This is a genomic window from Amycolatopsis circi (assembly GCF_003385235.1).
Classification (GTDB): domain Bacteria; phylum Actinomycetota; class Actinomycetes; order Mycobacteriales; family Pseudonocardiaceae; genus Amycolatopsis; species Amycolatopsis circi.
In genome coordinates, this window is record NZ_PQIA01000106.1 from 1 (window position 1) to 24,749 (window position 24,749).

Sequence of the window (24,749 nt, forward strand, 5' to 3'; positions counted from 1 at the left end):
GGGTCGGCCGGGACAACCGTTCCCTGGCACTGCTGAAGGCGGCCGACACCGACGGCGGGCGGGCAGCGCTCCGGCACGAAGCGCGCGTCCTGGTGCGGCTCAAGGAAGACCCGCGCCTGTCCGGGTGGAATGCCCTCGTACCGGCAGCGCTGTATTCCGGCGACTCCTGCGGCGCCGCGTTCAGCCTGCAGGACGTTCTCCCCGGGCACGACGCTCGCGCCGTCCTCGCCGGCTCGCCCGCCCGTGCCGAGCGGTTCGCCGGTGCGGCGCTCGCGGTGCTCGTCGAACTCCACGACCGGACCGCGGAACTCGGCCGGGTGGACGAGCGGCTGCTGCGCCGGCACGTCGCGGACCCGGCCGGGCTGGTGCGCGCCGCGGTCCCCGCCCGGCTCCGGACGACGGTCGACCGGGTCGCCGCCGACTTGTCCGCCGGACTGCGGGACCGGCGTCTCCCGGCGGGCTGGGTCCACGGCGACTACAGCCCGGACAACATCCTCCTCGGGCCCGGCGACCGGGTCAGCGGAATCGTCGACTGGGGGCAAGCGACCGGCCGCGGCCTGGTCGCGATCGACGTCGTGAGCCTCGCGCTGTCCACGGAGGCGACGGCGACCGGGCGGGAACTCGGCACCGTGGTGGTCGACTGGCTCACGACCGGACCGCGGTCGGCGGCGGCGCTGCGCGACCGGAGCGTGCGCGGCGGGGACGACGTACCGGTCCGCACGCTGGTGTTGCTCGGGTGGCTGCACCTGGTCGCGGCCAACCTCGCGAAGTCGGCGCGCTACGCCGCGAACCCGGTCTGGTTGCGCCGCAACGTCATCAAGGTCCTTTCCGCGGTGAACGGGACGCCGCCGTGACGGCCGGAAGCGCCGCCGCCCGGCGGGCGCGGCGCAGTTCCGCGCAGACGATGGTCCGCGACGGCGTCTCCCTGGTCGCCGGCGCGGTGCTGACCTCGGCCGTCGGAGTCGCCGCGTGGGTCGTCGCCGCTCGCCTGCTGCCGCAGGAACAAGTCGGCCACGCGTCCGCGTTCGTCTCCGGATTCCTGCTCGTGGCGGGACTCGGCGACCTCGGGCTGGGCGCGGCGCTGCTGCGGTGGGTTCCGCGGGCGGGCAGGCTGCGCACCGTGCTCATCGCCCGCTGCTACGCGCTGGTGCTCGCGGGTTCCCTCGCCGCGGCCTGCGTGGTGCTGCTGCTGCCGACCGGCGACGAGATCACCGAAAGCCTCCCCCGGCTGAGCACGGCCGCGTTCCTGTTCGCCGCGGTCGCCTGGGCGATGTTCCAGTTCCAGGACGCAGTGCTGGTCTCGGTGGGCCGCGCGCGCTGGATGCCGTACGAGAACGCGACCATCGGCGTCGCCCGGGTCGCCGTCCTTGCGCTGGCCGGACCCGCCCTCGGCGCGGCCGGCATCCTGCTGTCCTGGATCGCGCCCGCTCTGGCCGGGGTGGCGGTGGTCTCCGTGCTGGTGTACCGCGTGCTGACCCGCCAGCAACCGCCCGACAGCGCCGAGCCGGTCCTGCCCGACCGGCGGGAAGTGCTCAGGCTGCTCGTGCCGACCTACCCGGCGAAGGTCGCCGGCGGCCTGCTGACCGACCTCGTGCCGCTGCTGGTGATCGGACGGTTCGGGCCGGCGCCCGGCGCGGTGTTCTTTCTCGTGTGGATGGCCGGCAACACCGTCGACTACGCCGCGATCAGCTTCGCCCAGTCGGTGATCGTGCGGATCGCGCACGAACCCCACCGCACCCGCGAACTGTTCGCCCTCGGCAGCCGGCGGCTCGCCGCGGTGTTCGGTCCGGCCCTGCTGCTCGCCGTCGTGCTCGCGCATCCGCTCCTGTCGGTCTTCGGCCGCGATTACGCCGACCAAGGAGCCTGGCTGCTCCGCCTCGTCCTCCTCGGCTGCCTGCCGAGGCTGGTCGTCACGCTGGTCGTCGCCGCCGGCATCGCGCACGGACGGGGCCGGCTGGTGGCGCTGCTGGAAGGAAGCAGCGCGCTCGGCGTGCTGTCCGTGGTCGCGGTGGTACCGATGGAGCACCTCGCGCTGACCGGCTTGGGTTTCGTCGTAGTGCAATGTCTCGTGGCCGCCGCCGCGACAGTCGCGCTGCGGCGGTGGATCCGCCCAGCGAAGGCGAAAGGAAGGCCCGCATGAGAACCGTTCCCCGAGCGGTGCCGGTATTGCTGGCCGCCGCGCTGTCGGCCGCCGCGTGCGCGACCCCGCCGACCGCCGCCCCCGTATCGAGCAGTTCCTCGGCGCCCAGCGCTCCTTCGGCCGCCTCCGGCGCTCTGCCGCGTCCTGACCACGTCGTGGTGGTCGTGCTGGAGAACCACGGATCCGACCAGGTCACCGGAAACCCCGACGCCGGCTACCTGAACCAGCTCGCCGCGGCAGGCGCCCGGTTCACCCATGCCACCGCCGTCACGCATCCCAGCCAGCCGAACTACCTCGCGCTGTTCTCCGGCGACGTCCAGGGAGTCGCCGACGATTCGTGCCCGCACACCTTCACCGCACCGAATTTGGCCCGCGAACTCCTCGACGCCGGCGACAGCTTCGCCGCCTACGCCGAAGACCTCCCGGCTGCGGGCTACCCGGGCTGCCAGGCAGGCGACTACGTGCGCTGGCACGCGCCGTGGACGGACTTCACCACGGTGCCGGGGGCGGCGAACCGGCCCTTCGCGGAGTTCGGCCCCGACTTCGCCGCACTGCCGACGATCTCCTTCGTGATCCCGAACATGTGCCACAACATGCACAACTGCGGCACCGCAGTCGCCGACGAATGGCTGCGCGCGCACTTGTCCGGCTACGCCGCCTGGGCCACGACGCACAACAGCCTCCTCGTCGTCACCTTCGACGAAGCCGAAGACTCCTCCGCCGCCAACGAGATCCCGCTCAGCCTGACCGGGCCGATGGTCCGGCCCAGCAGCTACGCCGAGCCGGTCGACCACTACCGGCTCCTGCGCACCCTGGAAACCCTCTACGGCCTGCCCGCACTGGGCCACGCCGCCGACCGGAGCCCGATCAGCGATGTCTGGCAACACTGAACCGGCGGCAAGCCTGCCCGAAGCCGGCGGCGCGGGCGCCGCGCTGCGCCGCACGATCCTCAACCTCGCCGGACCGGTCACCGGCCCGATCGGCTCGCTCACCAGCGTGCGCACGCGGGCGCCGGAGGTCGTGCTCACCTTCGACGACGGACCGGAGCCCGGCGGCACCGACCGGGTGCTCGAGGCCCTCGCCGCGCACCAGGCCACCGCGACCTTCTTCATGCTGGCCGACCGAGCGCGCAGGAACCCCGCGCTGGCAAGGGAAGTGCTCGCCGCCGGCCACGAAATCGGCCTGCACGGAACGGACCACCGACGGCTGTCCAGGCTCCCGCCCGCGACCGTGCGGACGCAGCTGGCCGCCGGGACCGCGCGGCTGGAGGATCTGCTCGGAATCCCGATCCGCTGGTTCCGCCCGCCCTACGGCGCGCAAACCCCCGCGGTGTGGCGCGCGATCCGCCGCCAGGGCCTCACCCCCGTGCTGTGGGGGCCGTGCGCCTGGGATTGGCTGGACCGGCCTGCCGAAGTGCTCGCCGCCCAAGCGGCACGCGGCCTCAACCGCGGTTCGGTTCTGCTCGCCCACGACGGCCACGCCGGCCCGGAGGACGGCGCGGACGACGGGCCGCGGCCGCGGTTCGACCGCGGCGACCTCGTTCGCGCCGTGCTCGCCGGGCTGGACGAACGCGGGCTGCGCGGCCGGTCGCTCTCGGGAGCGCTGGTCGTCGGCGCCCCGCGAACCACGCCGTGGTTCCTGCGGTGAACCGGTTCCGGACCGCCGTCGCCGCACTGCTGCTCAGCACGGCGCTGGCCGGGTGCGACCGCACCGCCGGCGCCGAACTCGAACCGGTGGTCGGCGTGACCCACACCCAAGACAGCATCGACGACTACCCGCCCGAGCAGACGGCCGACGCCACCGCGGCGCTCGGGACCCGGCCGATGATCCAGAACCAATACCTGATGGGCTGGGGCGTGGGCAATCCGGAGCCGTCGCCAGGCGTGTACGACTGGTCGTCGCTCGACCAGCGGATGGCACTGATGAGCACGACGCACGGCGTGCCGGTGCTGACGCTGGCGGGCGCGCCGGACTGGATGAAGGGCGGCCGCGCCGGCACCACCGACTGGACCACACTGGACTCCGCACCGACCCGGGCGCACTACGGCGACTTCGCCGCACTCGCGGCCGCCGCCGCCGCGAGATACCCGCAGGTGCGCGATTTCCAGGTCTGGAGCGAACTCAAAGGGCTCTACGCCGACGCCGCGAACCGATGGGACTACGAGGACTACACCGACCTCTACAACGCCGTCTACGACGCGGTGAAGAAAGTCCGCCCGGACGCTCGCGTCGGCGGGCCGTACGTTGTTCTCGACACCTGGTCCGCGGCCGGCAGCCCCGCCCCGTCCGCGGTCTCGGGCCCCTGGGGAGTCGTCGACCAACGCGCGCTCGACGTGATCGACTACTGGAACGCGCACAAGCACGGCGCCGATTTCCTCGCGGTCGACGGATCCAGCGGAACCCGGGACGCCGGGCTGACCACCGACCCGTTCCGCGCCACCGAAATGTTCTCCACAGTCACCAGCTGGCTTCGGACCCGCACCGGCCTCCCGGTCTGGTGGTCGGAGTTCTATCCGACGCAGCCCGCCGGCCCTCCGTGGCCCGCTGACAGCCCCCAGCTGGCCGCGCTCACTCTCGACGCGACGGCCCAGGCGTTGCGCGGCGGCGCTTCCCGCCTGCTGTTGTGGCAGCCGCAGGCGTCGGCCGACGTCCCCAGCGCGGCGCTGTGGACCGCGCCGACCGCCGATCGCAACGCGACCCTGCTGCCGCTCGCCGTGCCGTGGGAATGGCTCGCCGCCACTGTGGACACCGAGACCGCAATCAGCTATTCGCCCTCCGGCGCGGTACTGGAGATCATCGGCAACCGCGAGGCGCTCGCAGTGAACCTCACCGCGAGCGACCAGACCCTGCCCGGGCAAACAGCCGCGCTGCCGCCGTACGGAATTCGCGTCACCACCCGCCGTTGAACACATTCAAAGCGGGAAGATCAAATAACCTAATGGCGCGTACTGAGTAGCATTTTTGGCAACCGGACGGCAAACTAGCCGATTTTTCCAAACACTTTCTGCAGCTGGTCGCACACGATTTCAGACCGAACCCGCCGCTGCGGCGGCCGCAGTGTCCCAGTTGGACCGATTCGACCGTGCTTGCTTGGCCCACCAGTAAATGTTGCTCGTTGACGAGGTAGCGCACGCTCTCCAGAAAACAATCTTGCCGCGAAGTCCGACCCCCCTCTTTCACGTAACAGAAACCTTTCGGATTACGACAGGTAGACATCTAGTTGAATCCGGGTGACCGCCGGGAAAACCGCAAGGCCGGGCAGCGGCTCGCCGGGGAGAGGGAGCATCCGATGGGACGAGGCGCGGACCCGAAGATCAGTATCGTCATTCCCGCGCGCAACGAAGCGCGCAACCTTGAAGTGATCCTTCCGGAACTGCCCGGCGCCGCCGAGATCGTTCTGGTCGACGGCCATTCGGTGGACGGCACCGTCGCGGTCGCGCGCCGCTTGCTCCCCTCTCTCGTCACAGTCATGCAGACCCGCACCGGAAAGGGAAACGCGCTCGCGTGCGGATTCGAGGCGGCCTCGGGCGACATCATCGTCATGTTCGACGCGGACGGCTCGGCCGATCCCGCCGAGATCCCCTCTTTCGTGGAGACGCTGACCCGCGGCGCCGACTTCGCCAAGGGCACCCGCTACCGCGATCCGGGCGGCAGCGACGACATCACGATCCTGCGCCGTCTGGGCAACTCCGCCCTGAACCGGCTGGCCAATACCCTCTACGACACCGCGTTCAGCGATCTTTGCTACGGCTACAACGCATTCTGGCGGGACATGGTCCCGCAACTGGGGCTGCCGGCCACGAACGCCCGGTCGGCGGGAAAGCTCTGGGGCGACGGATTCGAGATCGAAACCGTCCTCAGCTGCCGCGTCGTGGCGGCGGGCCTGAAGGTGGTCGAAGTCCCCAGCTTCGAGCGCCAGCGCATTTTCGGCGAGACGAACCTGCGCACCTTCTCCGACGGAGCGCGGGTCCTGCGCACGATCTTCGCGGAATACCGCCGCTGCCGTGCGCGCGGGAGACCGGAGCTGCCCGACCCCGGCGACCTCGCCGCGCAGGAGCTCGCCTGATGACCCGGTCCGAGCCGGCCGCCCGGACCGCCTCGGTGGTTGTCTGCGCTTACACGACCGCGCGGTGGCCCGCGCTGCGCGCCGCACTCGCTTCCGCGGCAACGCAAATTCCGGCCCCGCGGGAGCTGATCCTGGTCGTCGACCACAACGCGGAACTGGCCGCCCTCGCCCGCACCGGGCTGACCGGCGTCCGCATCGTCGACAACGCGGGGCCGCGCGGCCTCTCGGGGGCCCGCAACACCGGCGTCACCGCCGCGGCCGGCGACATCATCGCTTTCCTCGACGACGACGCTGCGGCCGAACCGGGCTGGCTCGCCGGCCTGCTCGCGCCGTATGCCGACCCGGACGTGATCGCGGTCGGCGGCGCGGCGGATCCGGTCTGGCCCGCCGGGAGCGGCCGCCCCGGCTGGCTGCCCCCGGACCGGGTGCTCGACTGGGTGGTCGGGTGCACCTACCGCGGGCTGCCCGCCGAGCTCGCCGAGGTCCGGAACGTCATGGGCTGCACCATGTCCTTCCGCCGGGGCGTGTTCGACACGATCGGCGGCTTCTCCGCCAGCGTCGGCAGGCTGGGCGCGCTTCCGCTGGGCTGCGAGGAAACCGAGCTGTGCATCCGGGCCCGGCAGCGCCTGCCTCGCGCGCGCATCCTGTTCGAGCCTCGCTCGGTCGTGCGGCACCAGGTCGGCCCCGAACGCACGACCTGGTCGTACCTGGTCCGGCGCAGCTGGGCGGAAGGCCTGTCGAAAGCGGTCGTCAGCCGGATGGCCGGGGCCGGCGACGCCGTCTCGACCGAGCGCCGTTACGTGACGCGGGTGCTGCCGGCCTCCGTCGGCCGCGAGCTCGTCCGCGCCGCGCACGGCCGTCCGGCCGCGGCCGCGCAGGGAGTCGCCGCGATCACCGCCGCCCTCCTCGCAGCGGGCGGCGGCTATCTGCGGGAGTGCGCCCGGCATCGGGAAAAGCCGGTCGACGCCGCGATCGCGGTCACCGAATTCGACATCCGCCGGGGCCTGGCGCCGCTGCCGGTACCCGCGCACGCCGAGCCCGGGTACCGCGACGCGCTGGTGCTGGTGCGCGAGGGCCGCTGGACCCTGGACGTGACCCGGCTCCCGGTCACCAAAGCCCGGCTGGCCCCCTCAGCGGTCCGCCCGGCCGAGCCGCCGGAGCGGCCCGCCGCGGACGGCTCCGCTCCGCCGGTCAGCGTCGTAGTGCCGACGGCCGACCGGACAGATCAGGTCCGGGACTGCGTGAAATCGTTGCTGGCCGCCGAATACCCGGATCTCGAGGTTGTCCTGGTGGACAATCGGCCGGACTCCGCCGCGTCCGCCGGGCTGGCCGAACTGGCCGCCGCCCACGCGCGGGTCCGGTATGTCGCCGAGCCAGTGCCAGGGGTCAGCCGGGCTCGCAACACCGGTGCCGCGGCAGCGCGCGGGGAACTGATCGCCTTCGTCGACGACGACATCGAGGTCGACCGGTGGTGGGCCGCCAACCTGGCGGCGGAATTCGCCGACGCCCGCGTCGACTGCGCCACCAGCCTCGTCCTGCCGGCCTCTTTGGACACTCCGGCCCAGCGGAAATTCGAGGAGCTCAAGGGGTTCGGCCACGGCGCCCGCCGCGTGGTCTTCGGCCCGGCACACGCGGCCAAGGATCCGCACAGCTCCTTCGCGCCCGGAGAGTTCGGGCCCGGCGGATGCGCGATGTGGCGGCGCTCCGCGCTGGACCGGCTGTGCGGCTTCGACCCGCTGCTGGGTCCCGGCACCGCCACGCGCGCGGGCGAGGACCTCGAACTCTTCCTGCGGCTGGCGCGGTCCGGCGGCACCGTGGTGTACACGCCGCACGCCGTGGCCTGGCACGAACACGGCGCCGAATGGGCCGAGTTGCGCGACCGGCTGCACGCGTACGGCGTCGGGTTGTCGGCGATGTTCGTCCGGCACCTCCTGCGCCGGCCCGCGGACGCGTGGCTGGTCGCCACCGCCATCGCGGCGCGGGCCGGCGGCGTGGTCGCGCCGCGCCGGGGCCGGCACCCGGAAGGCGGCCCGCGCGCCCGGCTGCTGCTCGCCCAGGCGACCGGCCTCTCGGCCGGACCGTTCGCGCTCGCGCGCAGCGCGTGGTCGGCGCGGACGCGAGAGAAGAACCGGTGACGCCGATGCGCCGCGACCGGCGAACCGTCCGCTGGCTCCTGGCGGCGCTCAGCGCCACCGTGCTGGTCCTGACCGCCTGGCAGCTCACCAGCGCCGCCCGGCTGTATCTGGACACCGCGTTCGTCCTTCTCGCCCCGGGCTGGGCGGCGGTCCCGCATCTGCGGCTGGCCACTCGCTCGATGGAGTGGCTCGTCGCGATCGCGGTGGGGCTGTCCGGGACGTTGCTGCTCGCCGAGCTCATGACAGCGCTGCATTGGTGGCATCCCTGGGAGGCGTTCATCGTGCTCGCCGGCGCCACCCTGTTCGAGCTGCTGCGGCAGCTGACCGCACCCCGGACAGCAGGGGCGGGCCCGTGACGAGACTCGCTCCCGCGATGCCGGGGTCGAGGTCGTCCCCGGGTCGAACCAGAGTGCGGCCGAAGCTCCTCCGGCCGCGCCTGCCGAACCACCCGAAGGACGCGCTGGTTCCGGCCCTCGCAGTGCTGGCCGGAGTGCTGTGGCTGGCCGGGCTTAGGCAGGTGACCCCCGCGGAACTCGGCGGGCTCGGCCTGATCACCGCGCTGTCGCCGGTGCTGCTGGCCGCGTATCCGGTACTGGCCGCGGCGGTGGTGGCGGAACTGGTCCGCCGCCGACCGCGTCCGCGCGTGCTGGCCTCGTGCACGGTTCTCGGCGTGCTCCTCGTCTACGGCCTGCAGCCGTCCAGCGAACAGACCGCACGGCTCACCGTGTCCTGGCTGCACACCGGATTCGCCCGGTACATCGCCGAAAACGGGCAACCTCTGCAAGGTTACGACGCCCGGTTCTCCTGGCCCGGCTTCTTCTCGCTGATCGCTTTTCTGACCAGGGCGAGCAACGCGCCGGACGCCACGCCCTTGCTGCAATGGGCGCCGGCCGTCATCGCGGGGATCGCGGTGCTGGGCGTCCGGGTCCTCGCGGTCGCCGTGCTGGGCGCCGGGCGCGCCGGCTGGCTGGCCACGTGGATCTTCCTCCTCGCCGAATGGACCGAGCAGGACTACTTCTCCCCGCAGGCCGCCACCTACCTGATCATGCTCGCCGCGCTCGCCCTGGTCGCCCGGTATCTCGTGCGGCCGGGCCTCGCGTACGGGGGAAAGTCCCGCCCGGGGCGCGGCGCTCCCCCGCCGAACCTCGTCCGCCAACGGCTCGTCGCGCACGGACTGCTCCTGCTCTTCGCGCTGGCCCTGGCGCCGACGCACCAGCTGACTCCGTTCCTGCTGGCCGGGCTGCTGCTGGTGATGGCGCTGACCGGCCGGCTGTGGGCGGGCTGGCTGCCCTGGCTCGTCCTGGTGCCCGCGCTGGTGTGGTTCACGCTGGGGGCCAAGGACTTCTGGCAGGGCCAGCTCAGCATGGTGATCGGCGACTTCGGGCAGGTGAGCTCGTCGGTCGACCAGGGCATCACCGGGCGGTTCACCGGCGACGCGGGCCGCACCGCGATCCTGTTCCTGCGGGTCTGCCTGACCGGCACGGTCGGCGCACTCGCACTCGGCGGCTGGTGGTCGCGCCGCCGCAGGGGACTGCGCTCGGTGCCGCTCGTACTGCTCGCGCTCGCTCCGCTGGGACTGGCCGCGCTGCAGTCCTACGGCGGCGAAGTCTTCGTCCGCTGTTACCTGTTCGCCCTGCCGTTCGCGGCGATCCTGGGCGGCTGCTGCCTCGACGCGCTCCTGTCGCGGCCGAGCGGTCCGGGTGCGATGCGCGCCGCCTCCCGCGTCCGGCCGCGGTTTCGCGGGGCCGGACCGGTCGCCGCCGCGATCGTGCTCGCCGCGCTGGGCCTCGGCACGATCACCGCACGGGGCGGCGGCGACGCGTACCTCAGCTACACCCGTGCCGACGTCGCCGCGGTCGCCGACGCATACCGGCTGGCCGCACCCGGGCAGACGATCAGCGTGCTCAGCGCCGACGCCACCCCCATCGGGTTCGACCGGATCGGAGTCGTGAACCAGCCCGCCGTGGAACGGACCTGCCCGGGCTACGTCCGCGCGGCGACCTGCGTCCTCGACGCGGCGCCGGACTACCTCGTGGTCACGCCTTCCCAGGAGAACTACGGCCGGATCTACTACGGCCTCTCCGCCGGGTGGACCGACCGGCTCGTCTCGGATCTGCTCTACAGCGGGAACTACCAGGTCGTGTTCGACCAGGGCGGAGCCAGGCTCCTCGCTCGCGCCGACCGCGGGCAGCCATGACCGATTCGGTGTCCGTGCTGTCAGTCGTCGTGTTCGCCGCCGCGTTCTGCGGACTCGTCATCGTGCGCACCGTCCTGGCGGAGCGAGCGGCAGGCGAACGCGGCGTCCGGCAGGCCCGGTCGCGACGGGTGCGCCGGCTCGACCTCGCCGGCGTCGCCGTGACCGTGCTGCTGTTCGCCGCTGTGGTGCTCCGCGTCATGAACGCGGTCGGCTGAGGGGGTGGGCTATGCTGACCGACACACCAGGACATCTGGAGGGCCGCCATCAGCTCCCCCACGGCAGGGCGCGACCTGTGCCGCTGCGGACACCCTCGCGAAGCTCATGCGCATTACCGCGGCGGCACCGAATGCGCCCTCTGCCCGCCCGGCGGGTGCCGCCGGTTCCGCGGGCCCGGTCTCCTAGCCAAGATGCTCCGCCTGCTGCGCCGCTGATCCCGCCCGCGGCACCCCCGTTCCGCCCGCATCGCGACGGCCGCTGAAACGCGCCGCCGAAATGGCTCGCGCGGTTTTTCCCTCGCCGTGCACGTGAACGAAAACGCTTTCCCAGATCACAGGAACGATGCGAAATCTCAATCGCTGTAGCGCACCGGTCTCCGTTTCCGATTTCGATATCGCGGCGGTTTCGCCGGCGGATCGGGAGGAGTGTTCGATGAAAAGATCACCCGGGGGATGGTCCCGGTTCTGCACGCTGTCCGCGATTTCGGTGCTGACCGCCGGGGTCGTCACCGCCGCTCTCACCTCCGGGCAGCCGATCGCCGCGGCAACCGCCCAGCCTCCGCCGCTGACGAGCAAACTGCCGTGGGAACCCGCGCCGCCCAAGGTGACGGCCACCCGGCCGGCGCCTTCGGTGACCAAACCGGCCTCCCCGCCCGCCGCGCCCAAGGCGGCGACGCCCGGCGCGTCGGCCGCGGCGGTGCCGCTGATCGTGGACACCGACGTCTACGGCAGCGCCGACGACGCAGGCGCGCTCGCGATCGCCAACGCCATGCAGGACAACGGCCAGGTCAGCATTCTCGGCGTCATGGTGAACTACCCGAGCAAATGGGGCGCGCCGGCCGTTTCCTCGATCAACACCTATTACGGCCACGGCGGCATTCCGGTCGGCAGCATCGAACCGGCCGCCGACGACGTGTCGAGCCCGGACTACGCGAAATATCTCGCGCAGAACTTCCCGACGCGGATCGCCGACGGCAACACCGCCCCCGAGGCAGCGGGGCTGTACCGGAAGCTGCTCGCCGGCGCCGCCGACCACAGCGTGGTGATCGTCGGAATCGGGCTCGAGACGAACCTGGCGAACCTGATGAACTCCCCCGCGGACGCCTACAGCCCGCTCACCGGAACGCAGCTGATCGCCCAGAAGGTCAAGTCGCTCACCATGATGGGCGGCCAGTTCCCGGCCAGCAACGCCGCCGACGGCCCGGAGTACAACTGGAAGGCCGACGCCTCGGCCGCCACCCAGGTCGTGAACAACTGGCCGGCCACGGTGCCCGCCGAGTTCGAGGGCTACGAGGTCGGCGCCGCCGTCTCGACCGGAGCCGGGCTCGCCGCCACTCCCGCGGCTAATCCCGTCCGAGCTGCCTACCAGCGGATGATCGGTGCGGGCAACAGCATGAACAGCTGGGACCCGGTCGCCATGTACGACGCGGGCATGGGCCACAGCGGACTCTTCGCCGACAACCCCGATCCCGGCTCGGTCCTGGTGGCTGCGGACGGCGGGGACAAGTGGGACACCACGACCGTCAAGCCGCAGCATTACCTTCTCAACGCCGCGTCGCCGGCCCGGATCGGCACCGCGCTCGAAACCTTGATGGACCAGCTGCCGGTCGCCTCCGCCGACCCGATCGTGGCGCACTACACCCAACTGGGCGGCCCGAGCAGCTACCTGGGGAACCCGGTGGGCAGCGAGTACGTCCCCACGGCCGGCGGCAGAGCGCAGGATTACCAGAACGGCGCCATCTACTGGTCGCAGGCCAGCGGCGCGCACGCCGTGCGCAGCAACATCCTGGCGAAGTACCGGCAGTACGGCGGCCCGGCGTCAGTCCTGGGGTATCCGACTACCGACGAGACAGCGACATCCGACGGAATCGGCCGGTACAACCACTTCACCGGAACCGGCGGCGCCTCCATCTACTGGACGCCCAATACGGGCGCACACGCGATCTACGGTGCTATCCGCGCCGCGTGGGCCGGCATGGGCGGGGAACGCGGCGGGCTCGGCTATCCGATCACTGACGAAACCGGCACGCCCGACGGCGTGGGCCGCTACAACCACTTCTCCAGGACCGACGGCGGCTCGATCTACTGGACTCCCGGCACCGGCGCCCACGCGATCTACGGTGCTATCCGCGCCAAGTGGGCGGCAATGGGCTGGGAACGGTCCGTGCTCGGCTACCCCACCACCGACGAAACCGGAACCCCGGACGGAGTCGGCCGCTACAACCACTTCACCGGAACCGGCGGAGCCTCCATCTACTGGACGCCCGGCACCGGTGCCCAGGCCATCTACGGCGACATCCGCGCCAAGTGGGCGTCGATGGGCTGGGAACGGTCATTCCTCGGCTACCCGACCAGCAGCGAGTACGGAATCCCCGGCGGCAGGCGGAACGACTTCCAGCACGGCTGGATCAGCTGGAACGCGTCGAACCGCGCGATCACCGTCGGCCGGCGGTAGGCCGCAGGGCGAATCGCCTTGCCGGAATCGAGGTTTCCGGGTGCGGCGGCCGACCGCCGCACCCGGGCCGCAGTTTCGGCACCCCGCACAGGAGACGGAGGAAATCATGACCCAGACGACCGGACAACCACAGCCGCGCGGCAACCCCGTCCCGGCCCCGCTCCCCGGGTGGGTCGGCGACCACGACCCGACCGACCAGAATTGGCAGGAACACGGCGACGAGGTCCACATCGCCGCCCAGCGGGCAGGACGGGCCTGGCAGCAACCGGAAACGGACTGAGCGACACCTGCCGTCAGCCGAGCACCCGAAGCCCGGCTGGCAACGGACTGCGATTCCGCGAGCGGCGAGGCCGTGCAGGCCACGATGGACCGCCTCGCCTCCTCTGAAGGCCATTGGCGGGTCCCGACAGCCCGTTAGCCCAGCTCGCACCACTGTCTACTATGGACAACGCCTAGCGGATGAAATACGCGCCGCGATGTGCTTCTCCGACGTCCCGGCAGGGATGAGCGGATCGACTGTTCGCATCTGTTAGTGGCCAGTTGGAATTCCCCGCTGGCGGCCAGTTAGCGGGGAGGTAACTGGCCGCCAGCGGTCACGGGGAGTCAGGTCGGTGCTTGACGGTGGGGCGGGCGCCGGAAGCGTGGCCGGTGCTGGGCTGGCCGCTATTCAGTCCGGGTGAGGTCCATGGTCCAGTTGGTGCGCCAGGTGACTCCATCGTCGTAGGAGAACGCCTGCTCCCATCGGGCGGTGTCGGTGGTGGCGTTGGTCCATTCGAATCGCACTTTCACGGCGTGGCCGCCTAGGACGTCGTCGCAGAAAAACCGGCCGCGGCCGTCGCTGAAGGTCCCTTCCATAGGCGGGTCGAGGTGTCCGGGCCTGGTGCTGGAGGCCCACCAGATGCGCCAGACCTTGGCTTCAGGGTCGAACTGGCGGAGCGTGAAGCCTTCGAAGTCGTCGGTCTGGATCCGGTCGACGTGGCCCAGGCCGCCCAGGATCGGCTCAGCCGCGGCGGTGGCGTCGAACTCGACCCACTCCGCACAGGCCGGGTCCACGAGGTCTGCCAGCTTGCGGTTGCGTACCTGCCAGCGGCCGAAAATGAAATCGAAATCAGAGCGCCCGTCGGCGGGCACGGCGGAAGTCACGGTCAAGCTCCTTGGGTGGCCGGTCGCCAACGATCTCTCGCAGGCGATGCACATGTTGGGGACGCGCACACGGTATGGCCCAGCACCGACAATTCTGGCTAGGCACGGAAGATCTCGGTCAAGACTGTCACGGAACGTGACATTTCAAGTGGCCGTACGCGGGGAACTCAAACCGGCCGCTGACACGCATCGGACTGCTGTTGCCCGGCATCCTCGCTACTGCGACTGCAGCAACGCCGTCGTGCTCGCTCAGCGGCCTGCCGACGCGGAATCCCCGCCGCGGTCACTGCGGTCTCGGCCTCCAGCGCCGACGTCCTTGAACGCGTACCTGAGCGGAGGCGGCGAAGACGGTTCGCAGCAACTCGCGTCCGCGCCGACAGCGGTCTGCACGGAGCGGCGAACCGAGGTGCTGCAGTGCTTGCTCGGCACCAAGTTCGCCACCACTGCGGGCTCCCGGCACCCCGGGCTCGGACTGTTCGGCCTGACCTCAGCGCCAGCCAACGCGGCGAGATCGTCGTCGAACCGCCGGCACGCGGCGCTCTAACCCTCACCGGGATCGAGACCGGCGAGGCGTTACCTATCTCCGTCAGGGCAGTCGGGCTCTCGACCGACGCCCGGCCGACCGCGCCGCCGCCGTCCGCCTGCGCTACCGCTTGGCGGACGGCCAAGCGAACATAGTGGCGTCATGCTGAGGCAGCATTCCCGCCGTCGGTTCGGCGGCCTGAGCGGTCCGGCCTCGCCACCTCTCCGGAACGGTCAGGACCGTGGACCGACCACGCGACGGAGCCAGTCCGCGATCGCAAGCACCTTCTCCTTCGGCAGCGACGCGACGATGAGGCCGCAGCCCTGCCGGTCCAGCTGCGCAGTGCGATGGGCGCTGCGCCGGCGCGCAAATTCGGACGGCCGAGTTCGCTGCAGCCAACCCGCCGACCAGAGGACACGAACGCAGGGGCCCCTTCCACGCGGAAGATCCGCGAAACTGCCGCCGAATCGGTCCGCTCCCCTCAGGCCAAGGCCAGACGCGACCGTGTCTCAAGCCCTGCGCAGGAAATCTCCGGCATCATTCTCGAGAGTTTTCAGCGGCACTGCCAAGCACAAACCTTGGAGTGTCCCTTTCCGGAATTCAGGAATTACCAGAATGACCGGCAATCCGACCCCGTCGACCGTCTCTTGTGGACGGCGCACCGGACATGCTCGTCCCCGCCGCCCGAGCGGGCTCGTAACAACCGCTCCGGCCAGCCGACTTACCGGTAGAAGGGCAGGAACGCCAATGGACCCAGACGCCGTGCTTGACGCGCTGCTGACCGCATGGAAACACGATGTCGAGAGCATTCCGGTCCCTGAGCTTGTCTCTGTCGACATCGCCCTCGCCGCGTTGGCCATCGAGCGCCTCGTGGGCGATCGCAGAGAATCCCCGGTCGCCGCGGATGCCGAGCAATTCCTCCACCCACGTCATTGAGCTCAGCGGTGACCGCGTCCCGGGTTCCTTTCGCCACCCCGCCCCTCAAGTTGCCGAGCAGCCGCCTGCTCCTCGAATTCGCAGCGAAAGATCTTCACGAGCACAGTCGACAACCAATCCGCAATCAGCGGTCAGATCGCGGCCGTGCATCGTCCGGCACCTGTGCCGTGCTCGGCGCTGATCCAGCCGGAGGCAGGGCACACAGCCCTGGAATGCCCGTCCGGCCCGCACACCGCCGACTCCATCCCGGCAGCCGACGAACCTTGTGTGCAGCGGAATCCGGCCGTACCCGCCGCGAACTGCTTCGACCGCGAGTTGGCTGCCCGCACCCCGCGAACCGACCGGAGTTCCGCCGTACAGCAGGCAGCTGACCGCGTCCGCGCCGACCCGGACCGCGTCCGGCGATTTTGTATGGCCTCGTCCGGGATGAGCCCGTACAAAACTTTGGTCGTGCCCCGGAGGTGCACCCGCACGGTCGGGTCAGCGCCTTTCTTCGGGTACGCCCGGCCCGTTCGCGCCGCACCAAGTGCGTGGCCGCCGTTATCGAAACTTGTGCATGAGCAGGGCGAGCCGCACTCGCTGTGACCTAACGAGCGCCGCGCGGTGCGGCGTTCTGGCTGAACTTCCCCTGCCAGGAGGCCTGCGCACCGGAATCACCGATGCGGTACACGTCGTAGATAGCCGCACCGGCAACCAGGATCGCGACAACGGCGATCACAGCCGTGAGCTTCGCCGAAGCGGGCGCGAGATAAGTCTTGCGTCGCACAGCGGTGGCGACCGCCTCGCCGGTCTCCTCCGCCTCTCTCGTCTCCGTCAGCGCGGTGCGTTCGCGTTGACGCCACCACACCACGAGCGCGAGCACAGCGACCGGAATCGCCACCCACAGCGCCGTGTCGCCCAGTTCGGTGTGGTCGCGCAGCAACGGTGTCGACGCGACCCGTCGTTCGAGCCATTCGCCGGCGTCCGTGGTGATCGGAACCATGATCACCACGAGCACGGCAAGCACGGCGTTCGGCCCGGCGAGTTTGCCGCGCGCTTTCGGCCAGACGCTGTTCAGCACCAGCAGAAGCGCGCTCAACGGCAGCAGCACGACGATCGCGTGCACGAGCAGGATGTGGGCAGGCAGGCCGTTGAGTGTCGTCATGGCGTCCTTAACGTGGTGGAGGTCCGGGAAAGCGTGCTCACCTTGGCGTGGGCAGGTGAACACCCAGTGGCACGACGGTGAGACTAAGGCAAGAATGCGGGTCTGTGCCCGCGAAAGCCGGTCAGCGCGGTCGATCCGCTTGTGGGGGCGGCGATCGCGGCGCCCGGAGTAAGAGCTCGGTAAGAATGCGCGCGGGTGCGACTTTCGACGGGTCCCCGGTCGCGCCGTGAGCTGTATACCTGAGCGCACTGATTTCCGTGAGCGATTTCCGGGGCCGCGGCGATCGGGTCATCCTTTCTTTTCCCCGTTTCCGCGGGCGCTTCGGCGCGCCCGTCTCGTTCGACAGCATGGAGGGCACATGCACCGCTTCGGCCTCGCCCGCGAGCACGTCGTCGGGCTGTACCGGATCGTGGTCGGCTTCTTGTTCGCCTGTCACGGCGTCAAGAGCGTGTTCGGGTTGCTCGGCGCGCATACGCCGACCCCGACGGGTCAATGGCCCGGCTGGTGGGCCGCGGTGATCCAGCTGGTGTGCGGAGCACTGGTCGTCGTGGGCGCGGCGACGCGCCCGGCGGCGGTCATCGGGTCCGGATCGATGGCGTATGCGTATTTCACGGTGCATGTGCCGAATGGTTTCTGGCCGATCGAGAACGGCGGCGAAGCGGCGGCGTTGTTCTGCTGGTCGCTGCTGATCGTCGCGTTTGTCGGTCCGGGCCGGTTCGCGCTGGACGGTTTGCGGTCCGGTCACGGGCGTTTGGCGGTCAAGCGGAGCGCCAGTGTCGGGCAGGCGGCGACGGCTTGGCGCGCGTCGGACAGCACCGAGCCGGGCACGGGCCGGTCGACGACGACGGGGTAGCCCCATTCGTCGAGGTCGATCAGTTCGGGCAGCAGCTCGGCGCAGATTCCGTGTGCCCGGCAGGCGATCGGGTCGACCCGCAGTTGCCGGGAACGCCGTTCGGTCATGGTCACGTCCAATCTCCGCTTCGGTTGTTCCAGTCCGGCAGCGGCAGCGCGGGGTGCGCCGCCCCCGCGCAGGGACGTCCGGCGAGGTGCGCGCGCAGGTCAGGTGCGAAACACCGCATCGCGCTGGCGGCCAGCCGGACGGCGCCGTCGGGATGTGCGCACGCGCCGCGCCCGGGAATGATCGAGAGCCGGCTCCGGAGCCGTCGTTCGGCCTGGGCCGCGGCCCGGCCGCCGAGCACGAGAGCGGTGAAGTCGTCGGCTATGGCGGGGAGGCCGAACATGCACGGCCCGCATTGGCGGGCTGATTCGCCCGCCAGGTAACGGAGCACGCGGGCAGTTTCGGCGAGACCGCAGGCACGCGCGGGCAGCACGGTCAGCGAGGCGACGCCCAGGGCGGCTCCCGCGGCTCGAAGGTCCTCATCGGACAGTCGCGTGTGGACGGCTGTGGGCGCGGGCAGCCAGGTGCCGCCGTATCCGCCGAACAGAATCGCTTGCGGCCGTTCGGCCGGGCCGCCGGCTTGGTCGAGGATCTCGGCGACCGGAGCGCCGAGCGCGGTCTCGTACACGCCTGGCCGGGTGACGCTGCCGCCGACGGTGACCAAGGTGGTGCCGGGCGAATCCTTGGTGCCGCACCCGCGGAACCACTCCGCGCCGTAGCGGGCGATCAATGCGAGATGGGCGAGAGTCTCGACGTTGTCGATCAGGGTCGGGCGTCCGCGCACGCCGCGTTCGAAGGGGCGGGGCGGCTTCGCGGTCGGTCGCGCGTCGCCGGTCTCCAGGAAGTGGACGAGCGCGGATTCCTCGCTGGCCACGTACCGGCCAGGCACCCGCACCAGCCGGACCGGAATCTCTCCGCTGGGCCGCTCAGCCAGCGCCTCGGCCACCGGAGCGGCGATCGGATCGTCGCGGTGCACGCACAGGATGATCTCCGTCGCGTCGGTCGCCGCCGCGGCCAGCACAGCCCCGTCTAGGACGAGGTGCGGCGCGACCGTCAGCAGCGCGTGGTCCTTGCCGCTGACCGGTTCTCCCTCGCATCCGTTGACCACGACGACAGGACGGCGGCCTCGGGCGACGGCACGCAGTTTCCGGCCGGCGGGAAAACCCGCCCCGCCACGCCCGCGCAAGCCTGCAGCGTCCACTGTGGCCAGCAGCCGCGCGCGGCCGTTCCGGTCGCCGTAGCGCTCGACGGGCAACGGGCCGTAACGGGCGCGGTGCTCGGAAAGTCCAGCGGACCGCCGGGTTTCCAGCCAGCCCGCGAGGAGACGGCGCGGGCTGGCCGGATCCGGAGGCGACAGTCGCCCGTCGGCTGCCCGGGGATAGCGCGCGGTGGTCATCACAAGCCTCCCAGTGTTCCTCGCCGGGCCTCGGTGTCGGGATGCCGCACCGTCGCCCGCCACGCCACCGCCGCCGCCGCGGCGAGCACGCAAGCCACCAGCAGCACCCGGACCCACGTCAGCCGGGAATCCGCGCCGCCGATCTCGAAGCCGTGCACCACGGCGGCGGGCCAGGACAGGTACGCGGCCCAGTGGACGGCCTTCCAGACCCTGGCGTTGATTCGCGGCCGCAGCAGGCTCGACACGACCACCGCGACGAGCAGGTCGAACGCGATCGCTCCGATGCCCAAAGACACCGGGTAGTAGGACGAGACGAACGGGACCACCGCGCTGATCCACCGGATGCCCGCGTAGGTGTCGATGATCGCCGTGGCGATGTGGACTCCCAGGAAGGCGAGTGTGACCAGGGACAGATTCCGGTGGAGGGCGGCGACGGCGAACCTCGGCCACCGCGGTGACGCGAGCCGGGCGCTGGAGACCGCACCGAGCACCACCACGCCGGTGAACAACACCAGCGCGGCCAGCCCGGTCGCCCGGCTGACGTACCACAACGCGTTCATGCCGAAGCCTCCTCCGCCGGATCCGGCCATCCGGCGACGCGGACGACGTGTCCGTCCAGCGCGACCAGGCGGGCGGGCAACCGGCGTTCCGCCAGCCAGGCCGGAGCCTGCTCGCCGAGCACGACCGCCGCGGTGCTGGCGGTATTGGCGTCGGCGCACGTCGCCGCCGCGACGGTCACGGTCCGCCAGCAGGCGTCCGGGATGTCCCCGGTGCGCGGATCGACGATGTGGTGCACAGTCCGCCCGGCCCGGCGCCAGGTGCGGCACACGGTGCTGGAAGTCGCCAGCCCGCCGCTCGTCAAGGCGATCACCGGATCGCGGCGGGGATCGACCGCGGCGTGGTCGTCGCCGACCGCCACCTGCCAGCCCCGCGCCGGTGCGGGACCGGCGACGGCAAGATCTCCGCCAAGGCCGACCAGTACGCCGCAGCCGAGCTCGCGGGAGATGGAGGCGCTGGCGCGGTCGGCTGCCCATGCTTTCGCGGTAGCACCCAGATCCAGCCGGACGCCGCGCGGCACGACCACCTCGTACCAGAACCGGTCCAGGATGACCCGCCACCAGCCCGGAACCTCGCCGGCGGGCTCGACGGACGCGGCCAGGTCGCGGTCGATCGCGTCGAAGTCCCGGTCGTAGCCGAGGTCGCAGACGGCCTGGCCGACCGTCGGGTCGACAAGCCCGTCAGTGATCTCGGCGGCGTACAACGCGACTTGCAGCGCTTCGGCCAGCAAGGGGCTGACCCGCACCGGAGAACCGGCGCGCCGGTGCAGCGCGGTGATCTCCGAATCGTCGCGGAACCGGCTGCATGCCTCGTCAACGGCCCGGAGTTCGCTTCGGAGCAGTTCGTCCGCAGCGGGCAAGAGGGCCGGGGCGGTGACAACCAATTCGGCGGTGGTGCCCAGTGCCCGGAAGCGGGTCCTCGCGAGGGGCTCGGCGGCCGTCGTCATGATCCGCCCGAATGCCCGGCGACATGGCGGCGGCGACCGGTGACCGGCGGTTGTGCGGGCGGGTCGATGGCCCGCGGCGCGGTGGTCGAGGCGGGCGTCTCCGGCGGGGCGGTGGACGTCGAGGAGGTGACCGGCGGAGCGGACGGGGCCGCCGGAGGGTTCACGGGAGGCGGCGGTTCACCCGTGTCGGCGGTCGCCTGCTGGACGAGCGTGACGCCGAAAACCGTGGCCAGCGCTGTGCCGCCCAGTCCCGCGGCCCACGTCGCCACCGCGATGCGGCGACGTCCGCGGGCACGGATCCGGATGCGTTGCCGGTGATTCACGCGGAGCTCCTTCTGACTGGAACGGGTGATGCCAGTGTCGGCAGGAGTCCTGGGGAAAATCTGGGAGCCGGGACCGCGCCGCGGGTGCCGCGCGCCACCGGGACGGGCACCATGGCGGGATGGACACTGCGCAGCGCGGCTCCGGCCGGGTCCTGCTCGTCGAAGACAACGCCGAACTGGCCGCGCTCCTCACGGAGCTCTTGTCCGAAGAGGGCTACGAGGTCGAGACCGCCGCGGACGGACACCGAGGCCTGCACCTCGGCCTGGTCCGGGAGTACGACGTGCTGATCCTGGACCGGGGCTTGCCCGCGCTGGACGGGCTCGACGTTCTCGCCCGGCTGCGCGGCCAGGGCGTCACGACGCCGGTGCTGGTGCTTTCAGCGCTGGGCAACCCCGCGGACCGGGTGGCCGGACTGGACGCCGGAGCCGAGGACTACCTGCCCAAACCGTTCGATGTGGACGAACTGCTCGCCAGGGTGCGCGCGCTGCGCCGACGGCACCTCGACGTCGCGCGGGTGCTGCCTATCGGGTCGATGCGGCTGAACCTGGACACCCGCCAGGTGACTTCCGGCCAGGACTGCGACCCGGTCCGGCTGTCCGAACGGGAATGCGCGCTGCTGGCGACCCTCGCCGGACGGCCCTCCCGCGTCTTCACCCGGCGCGACCTGCTCGGCTTCGCCTTCCCCGAAGCCGACAGCGAGGCGATCGTCGACACCTACGTGTCGTACCTGCGCCGGAAGCTCGGACGAGCCGTGATCGCGACGGTCCACGGACGCGGCTACCAGCTGGGCGCGCCGTGAGCCGGCCGCCGGCCTCCACCGAAGCGCGGCTGCTGCGGCGCGCGGCGTGGCGGCTGGGACTGCAGGTCGGGTTGTCCGTCGCGGCGATCGTCGTGTTGCTGTCGGGACTCGCGGTGTTCATGGTGCTGCGCAGCCAGCAGAACGGCGTCACCACACTGCTGCAGCAAGCCGCTTCCCAAGCCGACGACGTGCAGGACCCGCCTGCCGGAGTCTGGCTCGCCATCCACGGGCCTGGCGGCCTGACCGCGACCCCCGGCGCACCGGCAGTCCTGCCCGACCGGACGGCACTGGCGAACGTGGCGCGAACCGGGGTCGCGCGAACCGACGAGGTCCGCGGCGGCGGAGCCGTCTACCAGGTGTACACCCAGCGGCGAGACACACAGACCGTGCAAGCAGCGCTGGATCTGCGGGCGAACAACGACGAACGCGAGCGGCTCCTCGCCGCCATGCTCGTCAGCGGCGGCCTGGGACTGCTGCTCGCCGTCGGCGCCGGCATGTTGCTCGGGCGGCGCGCGGTCGCGCCGATGGCCACCGCACTGGGCATGCAACGGCGGTTCGTGGCCGACGCCAGCCACGAACTCCGCACCCCCCTGACCCTGCTGTCCACCCGCGCGCAAGTGCTCCGCAGGCACCTGCAGCGGGGCGACTCCCGCGAGCGGCTGACCGCCGAGGTTGACGGAGTCGTCGCGGACGCCGGGCACCTCACCGACATCCTCGAAGACCTCCTGCTCGCCGCCGACGTCCGCGCGGACGGGCTCACCACGACGCTCGACCTCGTCGAACTCGCTGCGTGGGCTGCCGCCGCCGGGACCCCGGCCGCGGCCGAGCGCTCCGTCGTCATCGAGGCGCGCCCGACGACGCCGGCGCTGCTCGTACGCGGCACCCACGGCGGACTCCTCCGCGCGGTGACCGCCTTGGTCGACAACGCCGTCACCCACGCTCGTTCGTCAGTCGTCATCACGACCCGGAAGGCCGGAACCACCGGTGTCGTCGAGGTTTCCGACGACGGCCCCGGCATCGACCCCGGTGTCCTGCCTGGGTTGTTCGAACGGTTCTCCTCCACTCGCGCCGGTTCCGAACCCTCCCCGCGCCGCCACTACGGCATCGGCTTGGCTTTGGTGAGCGAAATCGCCGACCGGCACGGCGGCCACGTTTCCGCCGGAAAGAACACCGGCGGAGGGGCTCTGCTGACCCTGACTCTGCCGCTGGCCGAGCGCGATCGCGATTCCCAGGATTTTCCCAGCCACCGAGCCGATCCTGGACATTGAGCGACCACCGGAGAAGGCGGGCCGGATGAACCAGCAGCGGAGTGCGAGAACCCAGGCCCGCGAACGGGCCCGCGAGACCGTCGGCCGAGCCACCCGGTGGAGCGTGCTGGCCGGGCTGGGGACCGCCGCCGTGTGCGGACTGGCGCTCGGCATCGGAACCATGACCGCGACGGCCAGCCCCGCCGGAACCGCGAAGCCGAACCCGGCACCGCAGAACGTCATCCCGTCCGACGCCGTCGATCAAGGCACCCCGCAACAGGCGCCCGCGCCGGGCGAGCCAACCGGCGGATACTCGTCCTCCGGCGCTCCTGAGCCGCACCCGCGGGCCGACAACGCCATCGACTTTCTGCCGGATTCGTTCTGCAGCAACCAATCTACACGCCAGCCGAGCACTCGACACTGAGCTGGAGCCGAGTGCTCTGTGCTCGTCGACAGATGCCCCCTGGCGTGGCGCGAGCGAAGTTCCCGACCATATACCCGCAGGGGCATCATAGGCTCCACCCGACAGCCAGCCAGGGAGAGGACACCATGATCGGCGACCAGGACACCGTCGCCCAAGTGCGCAACCGGCTCCGCCGCGCGCAAGGCCAGCTCGCCGGCGTCATCTCGATGATCGACGAAGGACGCGACTGCAAGGACGTGGTCACTCGACTCGCCGCCGTATCCCGCGCTCTCGACCGGGCCGGGTTTAAAACATCGCCAGCGGCCTCCGCGAATGCGTCTCCGCCGACAGCGAAGGCGACAAAACCGCCATGACCGAAGGCCAACTCGAGAAACTCTTCCTCACCCTCGCCTGAACCGAGTGTCCACAGCGGACACTGAGCCGCGCGAACACCTCGGTCCCAACACGACGATGCGTGTCCTGGTCGAAAATGCCGTCATCGGCTGTGAGCTGGGAATTCAGGCGGCTGGTAGATAGTCGTTGAGTAGTCCTGCAAGGCGTCGTGTGCGCTTGATCCGGTCCGGCGGGGCGGGCAATGGGACCACGTTCGGGTCGTCATCGGGTGCTCGTAATCCAACGCCGCAGCCTTGGTGGCCGCGGGCGGCGTTGCAGTGGTCGACGTACGCCTCAAGCACGTGGCCGAGGTGGTTACGACCGGTGATAAGCAGCCGGTCGGTGCATTCGCGGCGGAGCGAGCAGATCCAGCGTCCGGCGATCGCGTTCATCCGCGGTGCTTGCAGTGCGGCAAGCACCGTGTCGATGCCGATCGAGGCGAACGTCGCGTCGAAGGCCGCGGTGAATTTGGCCTCCCAGTCGCGGATCAGGTTGGTTAACCGGTGTCCGCTGTCTTCAAGATCTGTGGCGAGGTTGCGAGCCAGTCGGGTTGCCCAGGCTCCGGTCGGGCGGCCGGTGACGCCGAGCAGGCGGACCCGTCGGGTGCGATGCTCGATGACGAACGCTGCGTACAGGCGCTTGAGCGTGACGGTGTCAATGCGGAAGAAGTCGATCGCGAGAAGACCGTCGGCTTGGGCACGCAGGAACGCGCGCCACGCGTCTCCGCGGCCGGTGTGCGGCGGTATCCGGCGGCTGCGCAGGACCCGGCGGATGGTGCAGGCTGCGATGCAGTGCCCGAGCCGGCGCAGCCCGCCTTGGACGCGGACCACG

Annotated in this window: 25 protein-coding genes and 3 pseudogenes; 20 read left to right on the forward strand and 8 right to left on the reverse strand. The window is 71.1% G+C overall.

Translation table 11 applies throughout. The annotated features are described in order from the left end of the window. The 13 genes and pseudogenes from D0D37_RS33640 to D0D37_RS33700 all read left to right on the forward strand — a co-directional run. A partial coding sequence (locus D0D37_RS33640; RefSeq protein ID WP_162834590.1) for an aminoglycoside phosphotransferase family protein occupies nucleotides 1–854 on the forward strand: 854 nt, incomplete at its 5' end. Continuing rightward, nucleotides 851–2,140, forward strand: a complete 1,290-nt coding sequence (locus tag D0D37_RS33645) for a lipopolysaccharide biosynthesis protein (protein WP_116204627.1) — start codon at nucleotides 851–853, stop codon at nucleotides 2,138–2,140. The genes D0D37_RS33640 and D0D37_RS33645, both read left to right, overlap by 4 nt. Then, nucleotides 2,137–3,030: an alkaline phosphatase family protein gene (locus D0D37_RS33650; RefSeq protein ID WP_208720269.1), complete on the forward strand. Its 894-nt coding sequence runs from the start codon at nucleotides 2,137–2,139 to the stop codon at nucleotides 3,028–3,030. The genes D0D37_RS33645 and D0D37_RS33650 overlap by 4 nt, the downstream gene beginning before the upstream one ends. Next, nucleotides 3,014–3,787 (forward strand): polysaccharide deacetylase family protein, encoded by a 774-nt coding sequence (locus tag D0D37_RS33655; protein ID WP_116204628.1) that lies wholly within the window; start codon nucleotides 3,014–3,016, stop codon nucleotides 3,785–3,787. Before D0D37_RS33650 ends, D0D37_RS33655 begins: the two co-directional genes overlap by 17 nt. Continuing rightward, complete coding sequence (locus D0D37_RS33660) at nucleotides 3,784–5,046, forward strand: hypothetical protein (protein ID WP_116204658.1); 1,263 nt, start codon at nucleotides 3,784–3,786, stop codon at nucleotides 5,044–5,046. The genes D0D37_RS33655 and D0D37_RS33660 overlap by 4 nt, the downstream gene beginning before the upstream one ends. Before the next feature lie 383 nt (nucleotides 5,047–5,429). Beyond that, a complete protein-coding gene (locus D0D37_RS33665) occupies nucleotides 5,430–6,206 on the forward strand; it encodes a glycosyltransferase family 2 protein (protein ID WP_116204629.1) in 777 nt (258 codons plus the stop codon). Further along, nucleotides 6,206–8,341, forward strand: a complete 2,136-nt coding sequence (locus D0D37_RS46925) for a glycosyltransferase family 2 protein (RefSeq protein WP_162834591.1) — start codon at nucleotides 6,206–6,208, stop codon at nucleotides 8,339–8,341. Before D0D37_RS33665 ends, D0D37_RS46925 begins: the two co-directional genes overlap by 1 nt. Continuing rightward, nucleotides 8,338–8,697 carry a hypothetical protein gene (locus D0D37_RS33675; protein WP_116204630.1) on the forward strand — a complete coding sequence of 120 codons (360 nt, stop codon included), beginning with the start codon at nucleotides 8,338–8,340 and terminating at the stop codon, nucleotides 8,695–8,697. Before D0D37_RS46925 ends, D0D37_RS33675 begins: the two co-directional genes overlap by 4 nt. A 53-nt stretch (nucleotides 8,698–8,750) precedes the next feature. Beyond that, nucleotides 8,751–10,538, forward strand: a complete 1,788-nt coding sequence (locus D0D37_RS33680; RefSeq protein ID WP_116204631.1) for a hypothetical protein — start codon at nucleotides 8,751–8,753, stop codon at nucleotides 10,536–10,538. Next, entirely contained in the window at nucleotides 10,535–10,753 is a 219-nt protein-coding gene (locus tag D0D37_RS33685; RefSeq protein ID WP_116204632.1) for a hypothetical protein, read from the forward strand. Before D0D37_RS33680 ends, D0D37_RS33685 begins: the two co-directional genes overlap by 4 nt. A 433-nt stretch (nucleotides 10,754–11,186) precedes the next feature. Beyond that, nucleotides 11,187–12,014 (forward strand): annotated as a pseudogene (locus D0D37_RS49005) (nucleoside hydrolase); the annotation flags it as partial. Nucleotides 12,015–12,344: 330 nt separating this feature from the next. Beyond that, the gene (locus tag D0D37_RS49010; protein WP_482746753.1) at nucleotides 12,345–13,208 is read left to right on the forward strand and encodes an LGFP repeat-containing protein; all 864 of its coding nucleotides are present in this window, start codon (nucleotides 12,345–12,347) and stop codon (nucleotides 13,206–13,208) included. Nucleotides 13,209–13,314: 106 nt separating this feature from the next. Then, on the forward strand, nucleotides 13,315–13,488 hold the full coding sequence (locus D0D37_RS33700; protein WP_162834592.1) for a hypothetical protein: 174 nt from the start codon (nucleotides 13,315–13,317) through the stop codon (nucleotides 13,486–13,488). Between the two features lie 383 nt (nucleotides 13,489–13,871). Here D0D37_RS33700 and D0D37_RS33705 read toward each other — a convergent pair whose 3' ends face one another. After that, nucleotides 13,872–14,351, reverse strand: a complete 480-nt coding sequence (locus D0D37_RS33705; protein WP_208720270.1) for a hypothetical protein — start codon at nucleotides 14,349–14,351, stop codon at nucleotides 13,872–13,874. Between the two features lie 136 nt (nucleotides 14,352–14,487). Between D0D37_RS33705 and D0D37_RS33710 the strand changes: the two genes are divergently transcribed. Both D0D37_RS33710 and D0D37_RS33720 read left to right on the forward strand, forming a co-directional pair. Continuing rightward, entirely contained in the window at nucleotides 14,488–14,895 is a 408-nt protein-coding gene (locus D0D37_RS33710; RefSeq protein ID WP_162834593.1) for a hypothetical protein, read from the forward strand. 726 nt (nucleotides 14,896–15,621) lie between these two features. Next, nucleotides 15,622–15,810, forward strand: a complete 189-nt coding sequence (locus tag D0D37_RS33720; protein WP_116204637.1) for a hypothetical protein — start codon at nucleotides 15,622–15,624, stop codon at nucleotides 15,808–15,810. Between the two features lie 586 nt (nucleotides 15,811–16,396). Here D0D37_RS33720 and D0D37_RS33725 read toward each other — a convergent pair. Beyond that, nucleotides 16,397–16,954 carry a DUF2231 domain-containing protein gene (locus D0D37_RS33725; RefSeq protein ID WP_116204638.1) on the reverse strand — a complete coding sequence of 186 codons (558 nt, stop codon included), beginning with the start codon at nucleotides 16,952–16,954 and terminating at the stop codon, nucleotides 16,397–16,399. 358 nt (nucleotides 16,955–17,312) lie between these two features. Here D0D37_RS33725 and D0D37_RS33730 point away from each other — a divergent pair, with 358 nt between their 5' ends. Then, on the forward strand, nucleotides 17,313–17,807 hold the full coding sequence (locus D0D37_RS33730; protein ID WP_116204639.1) for a DoxX family protein: 495 nt from the start codon (nucleotides 17,313–17,315) through the stop codon (nucleotides 17,805–17,807). Here the strand turns inward: D0D37_RS33730 and D0D37_RS48195 are convergent. The 5 genes and pseudogenes from D0D37_RS48195 to D0D37_RS33755 form a co-directional block, all read right to left on the reverse strand. After that, nucleotides 17,777–17,914, reverse strand: a pseudogene (locus D0D37_RS48195) (ferredoxin); the annotation flags it as partial. The gene D0D37_RS33730 and the pseudogene D0D37_RS48195 overlap by 31 nt on opposite strands. Before the next feature lie 2 nt (nucleotides 17,915–17,916). Further along, complete coding sequence (locus D0D37_RS33740) at nucleotides 17,917–19,248, reverse strand: NADH-ubiquinone oxidoreductase-F iron-sulfur binding region domain-containing protein (RefSeq protein WP_116204641.1); 1,332 nt, start codon at nucleotides 19,246–19,248, stop codon at nucleotides 17,917–17,919. Further along, entirely contained in the window at nucleotides 19,248–19,808 is a 561-nt protein-coding gene (locus D0D37_RS33745) for a ferric reductase-like transmembrane domain-containing protein (RefSeq protein WP_116204642.1), read from the reverse strand. Before D0D37_RS33745 ends, D0D37_RS33740 begins: the two co-directional genes overlap by 1 nt. Then, entirely contained in the window at nucleotides 19,805–20,752 is a 948-nt protein-coding gene (locus tag D0D37_RS33750) for an FAD:protein FMN transferase (RefSeq protein ID WP_116204643.1), read from the reverse strand. The genes D0D37_RS33745 and D0D37_RS33750 overlap by 4 nt, the downstream gene beginning before the upstream one ends. Next, nucleotides 20,749–21,075: a hypothetical protein gene (locus tag D0D37_RS33755; protein WP_116204644.1), complete on the reverse strand. Its 327-nt coding sequence runs from the start codon at nucleotides 21,073–21,075 to the stop codon at nucleotides 20,749–20,751. The genes D0D37_RS33750 and D0D37_RS33755 overlap by 4 nt, the downstream gene beginning before the upstream one ends. 119 nt (nucleotides 21,076–21,194) lie before the next feature. Here D0D37_RS33755 and D0D37_RS33760 point away from each other — a divergent pair, with 119 nt between their 5' ends. The 4 genes and pseudogenes from D0D37_RS33760 (at nucleotide 21,195) to D0D37_RS33775 (ending at nucleotide 23,940) form a co-directional block, all read left to right on the forward strand. Further along, nucleotides 21,195–21,875 (forward strand): response regulator transcription factor, encoded by a 681-nt coding sequence (locus D0D37_RS33760; protein ID WP_116204645.1) that lies wholly within the window; start codon nucleotides 21,195–21,197, stop codon nucleotides 21,873–21,875. After that, a complete protein-coding gene (locus tag D0D37_RS33765) occupies nucleotides 21,872–23,143 on the forward strand; it encodes a sensor histidine kinase (protein WP_116204646.1) in 1,272 nt (423 codons plus the stop codon). The genes D0D37_RS33760 and D0D37_RS33765 overlap by 4 nt, the downstream gene beginning before the upstream one ends. Nucleotides 23,144–23,168: 25 nt before the next feature. Beyond that, nucleotides 23,169–23,546, forward strand: coding sequence for a hypothetical protein (locus tag D0D37_RS33770; protein WP_116204647.1), 378 nt, complete (start codon nucleotides 23,169–23,171; stop codon nucleotides 23,544–23,546). Nucleotides 23,547–23,671: 125 nt separating this feature from the next. Continuing rightward, nucleotides 23,672–23,940 (forward strand): annotated as a pseudogene (locus D0D37_RS33775) (metal-sensitive transcriptional regulator). Between the two features lie 103 nt (nucleotides 23,941–24,043). Here D0D37_RS33775 and D0D37_RS33780 read toward each other — a convergent pair. Next, a complete protein-coding gene (locus tag D0D37_RS33780; RefSeq protein ID WP_116204648.1) occupies nucleotides 24,044–24,748 on the reverse strand; it encodes an integrase core domain-containing protein in 705 nt (234 codons plus the stop codon). Nucleotide 24,749: the final 1 nt, after the last annotated feature.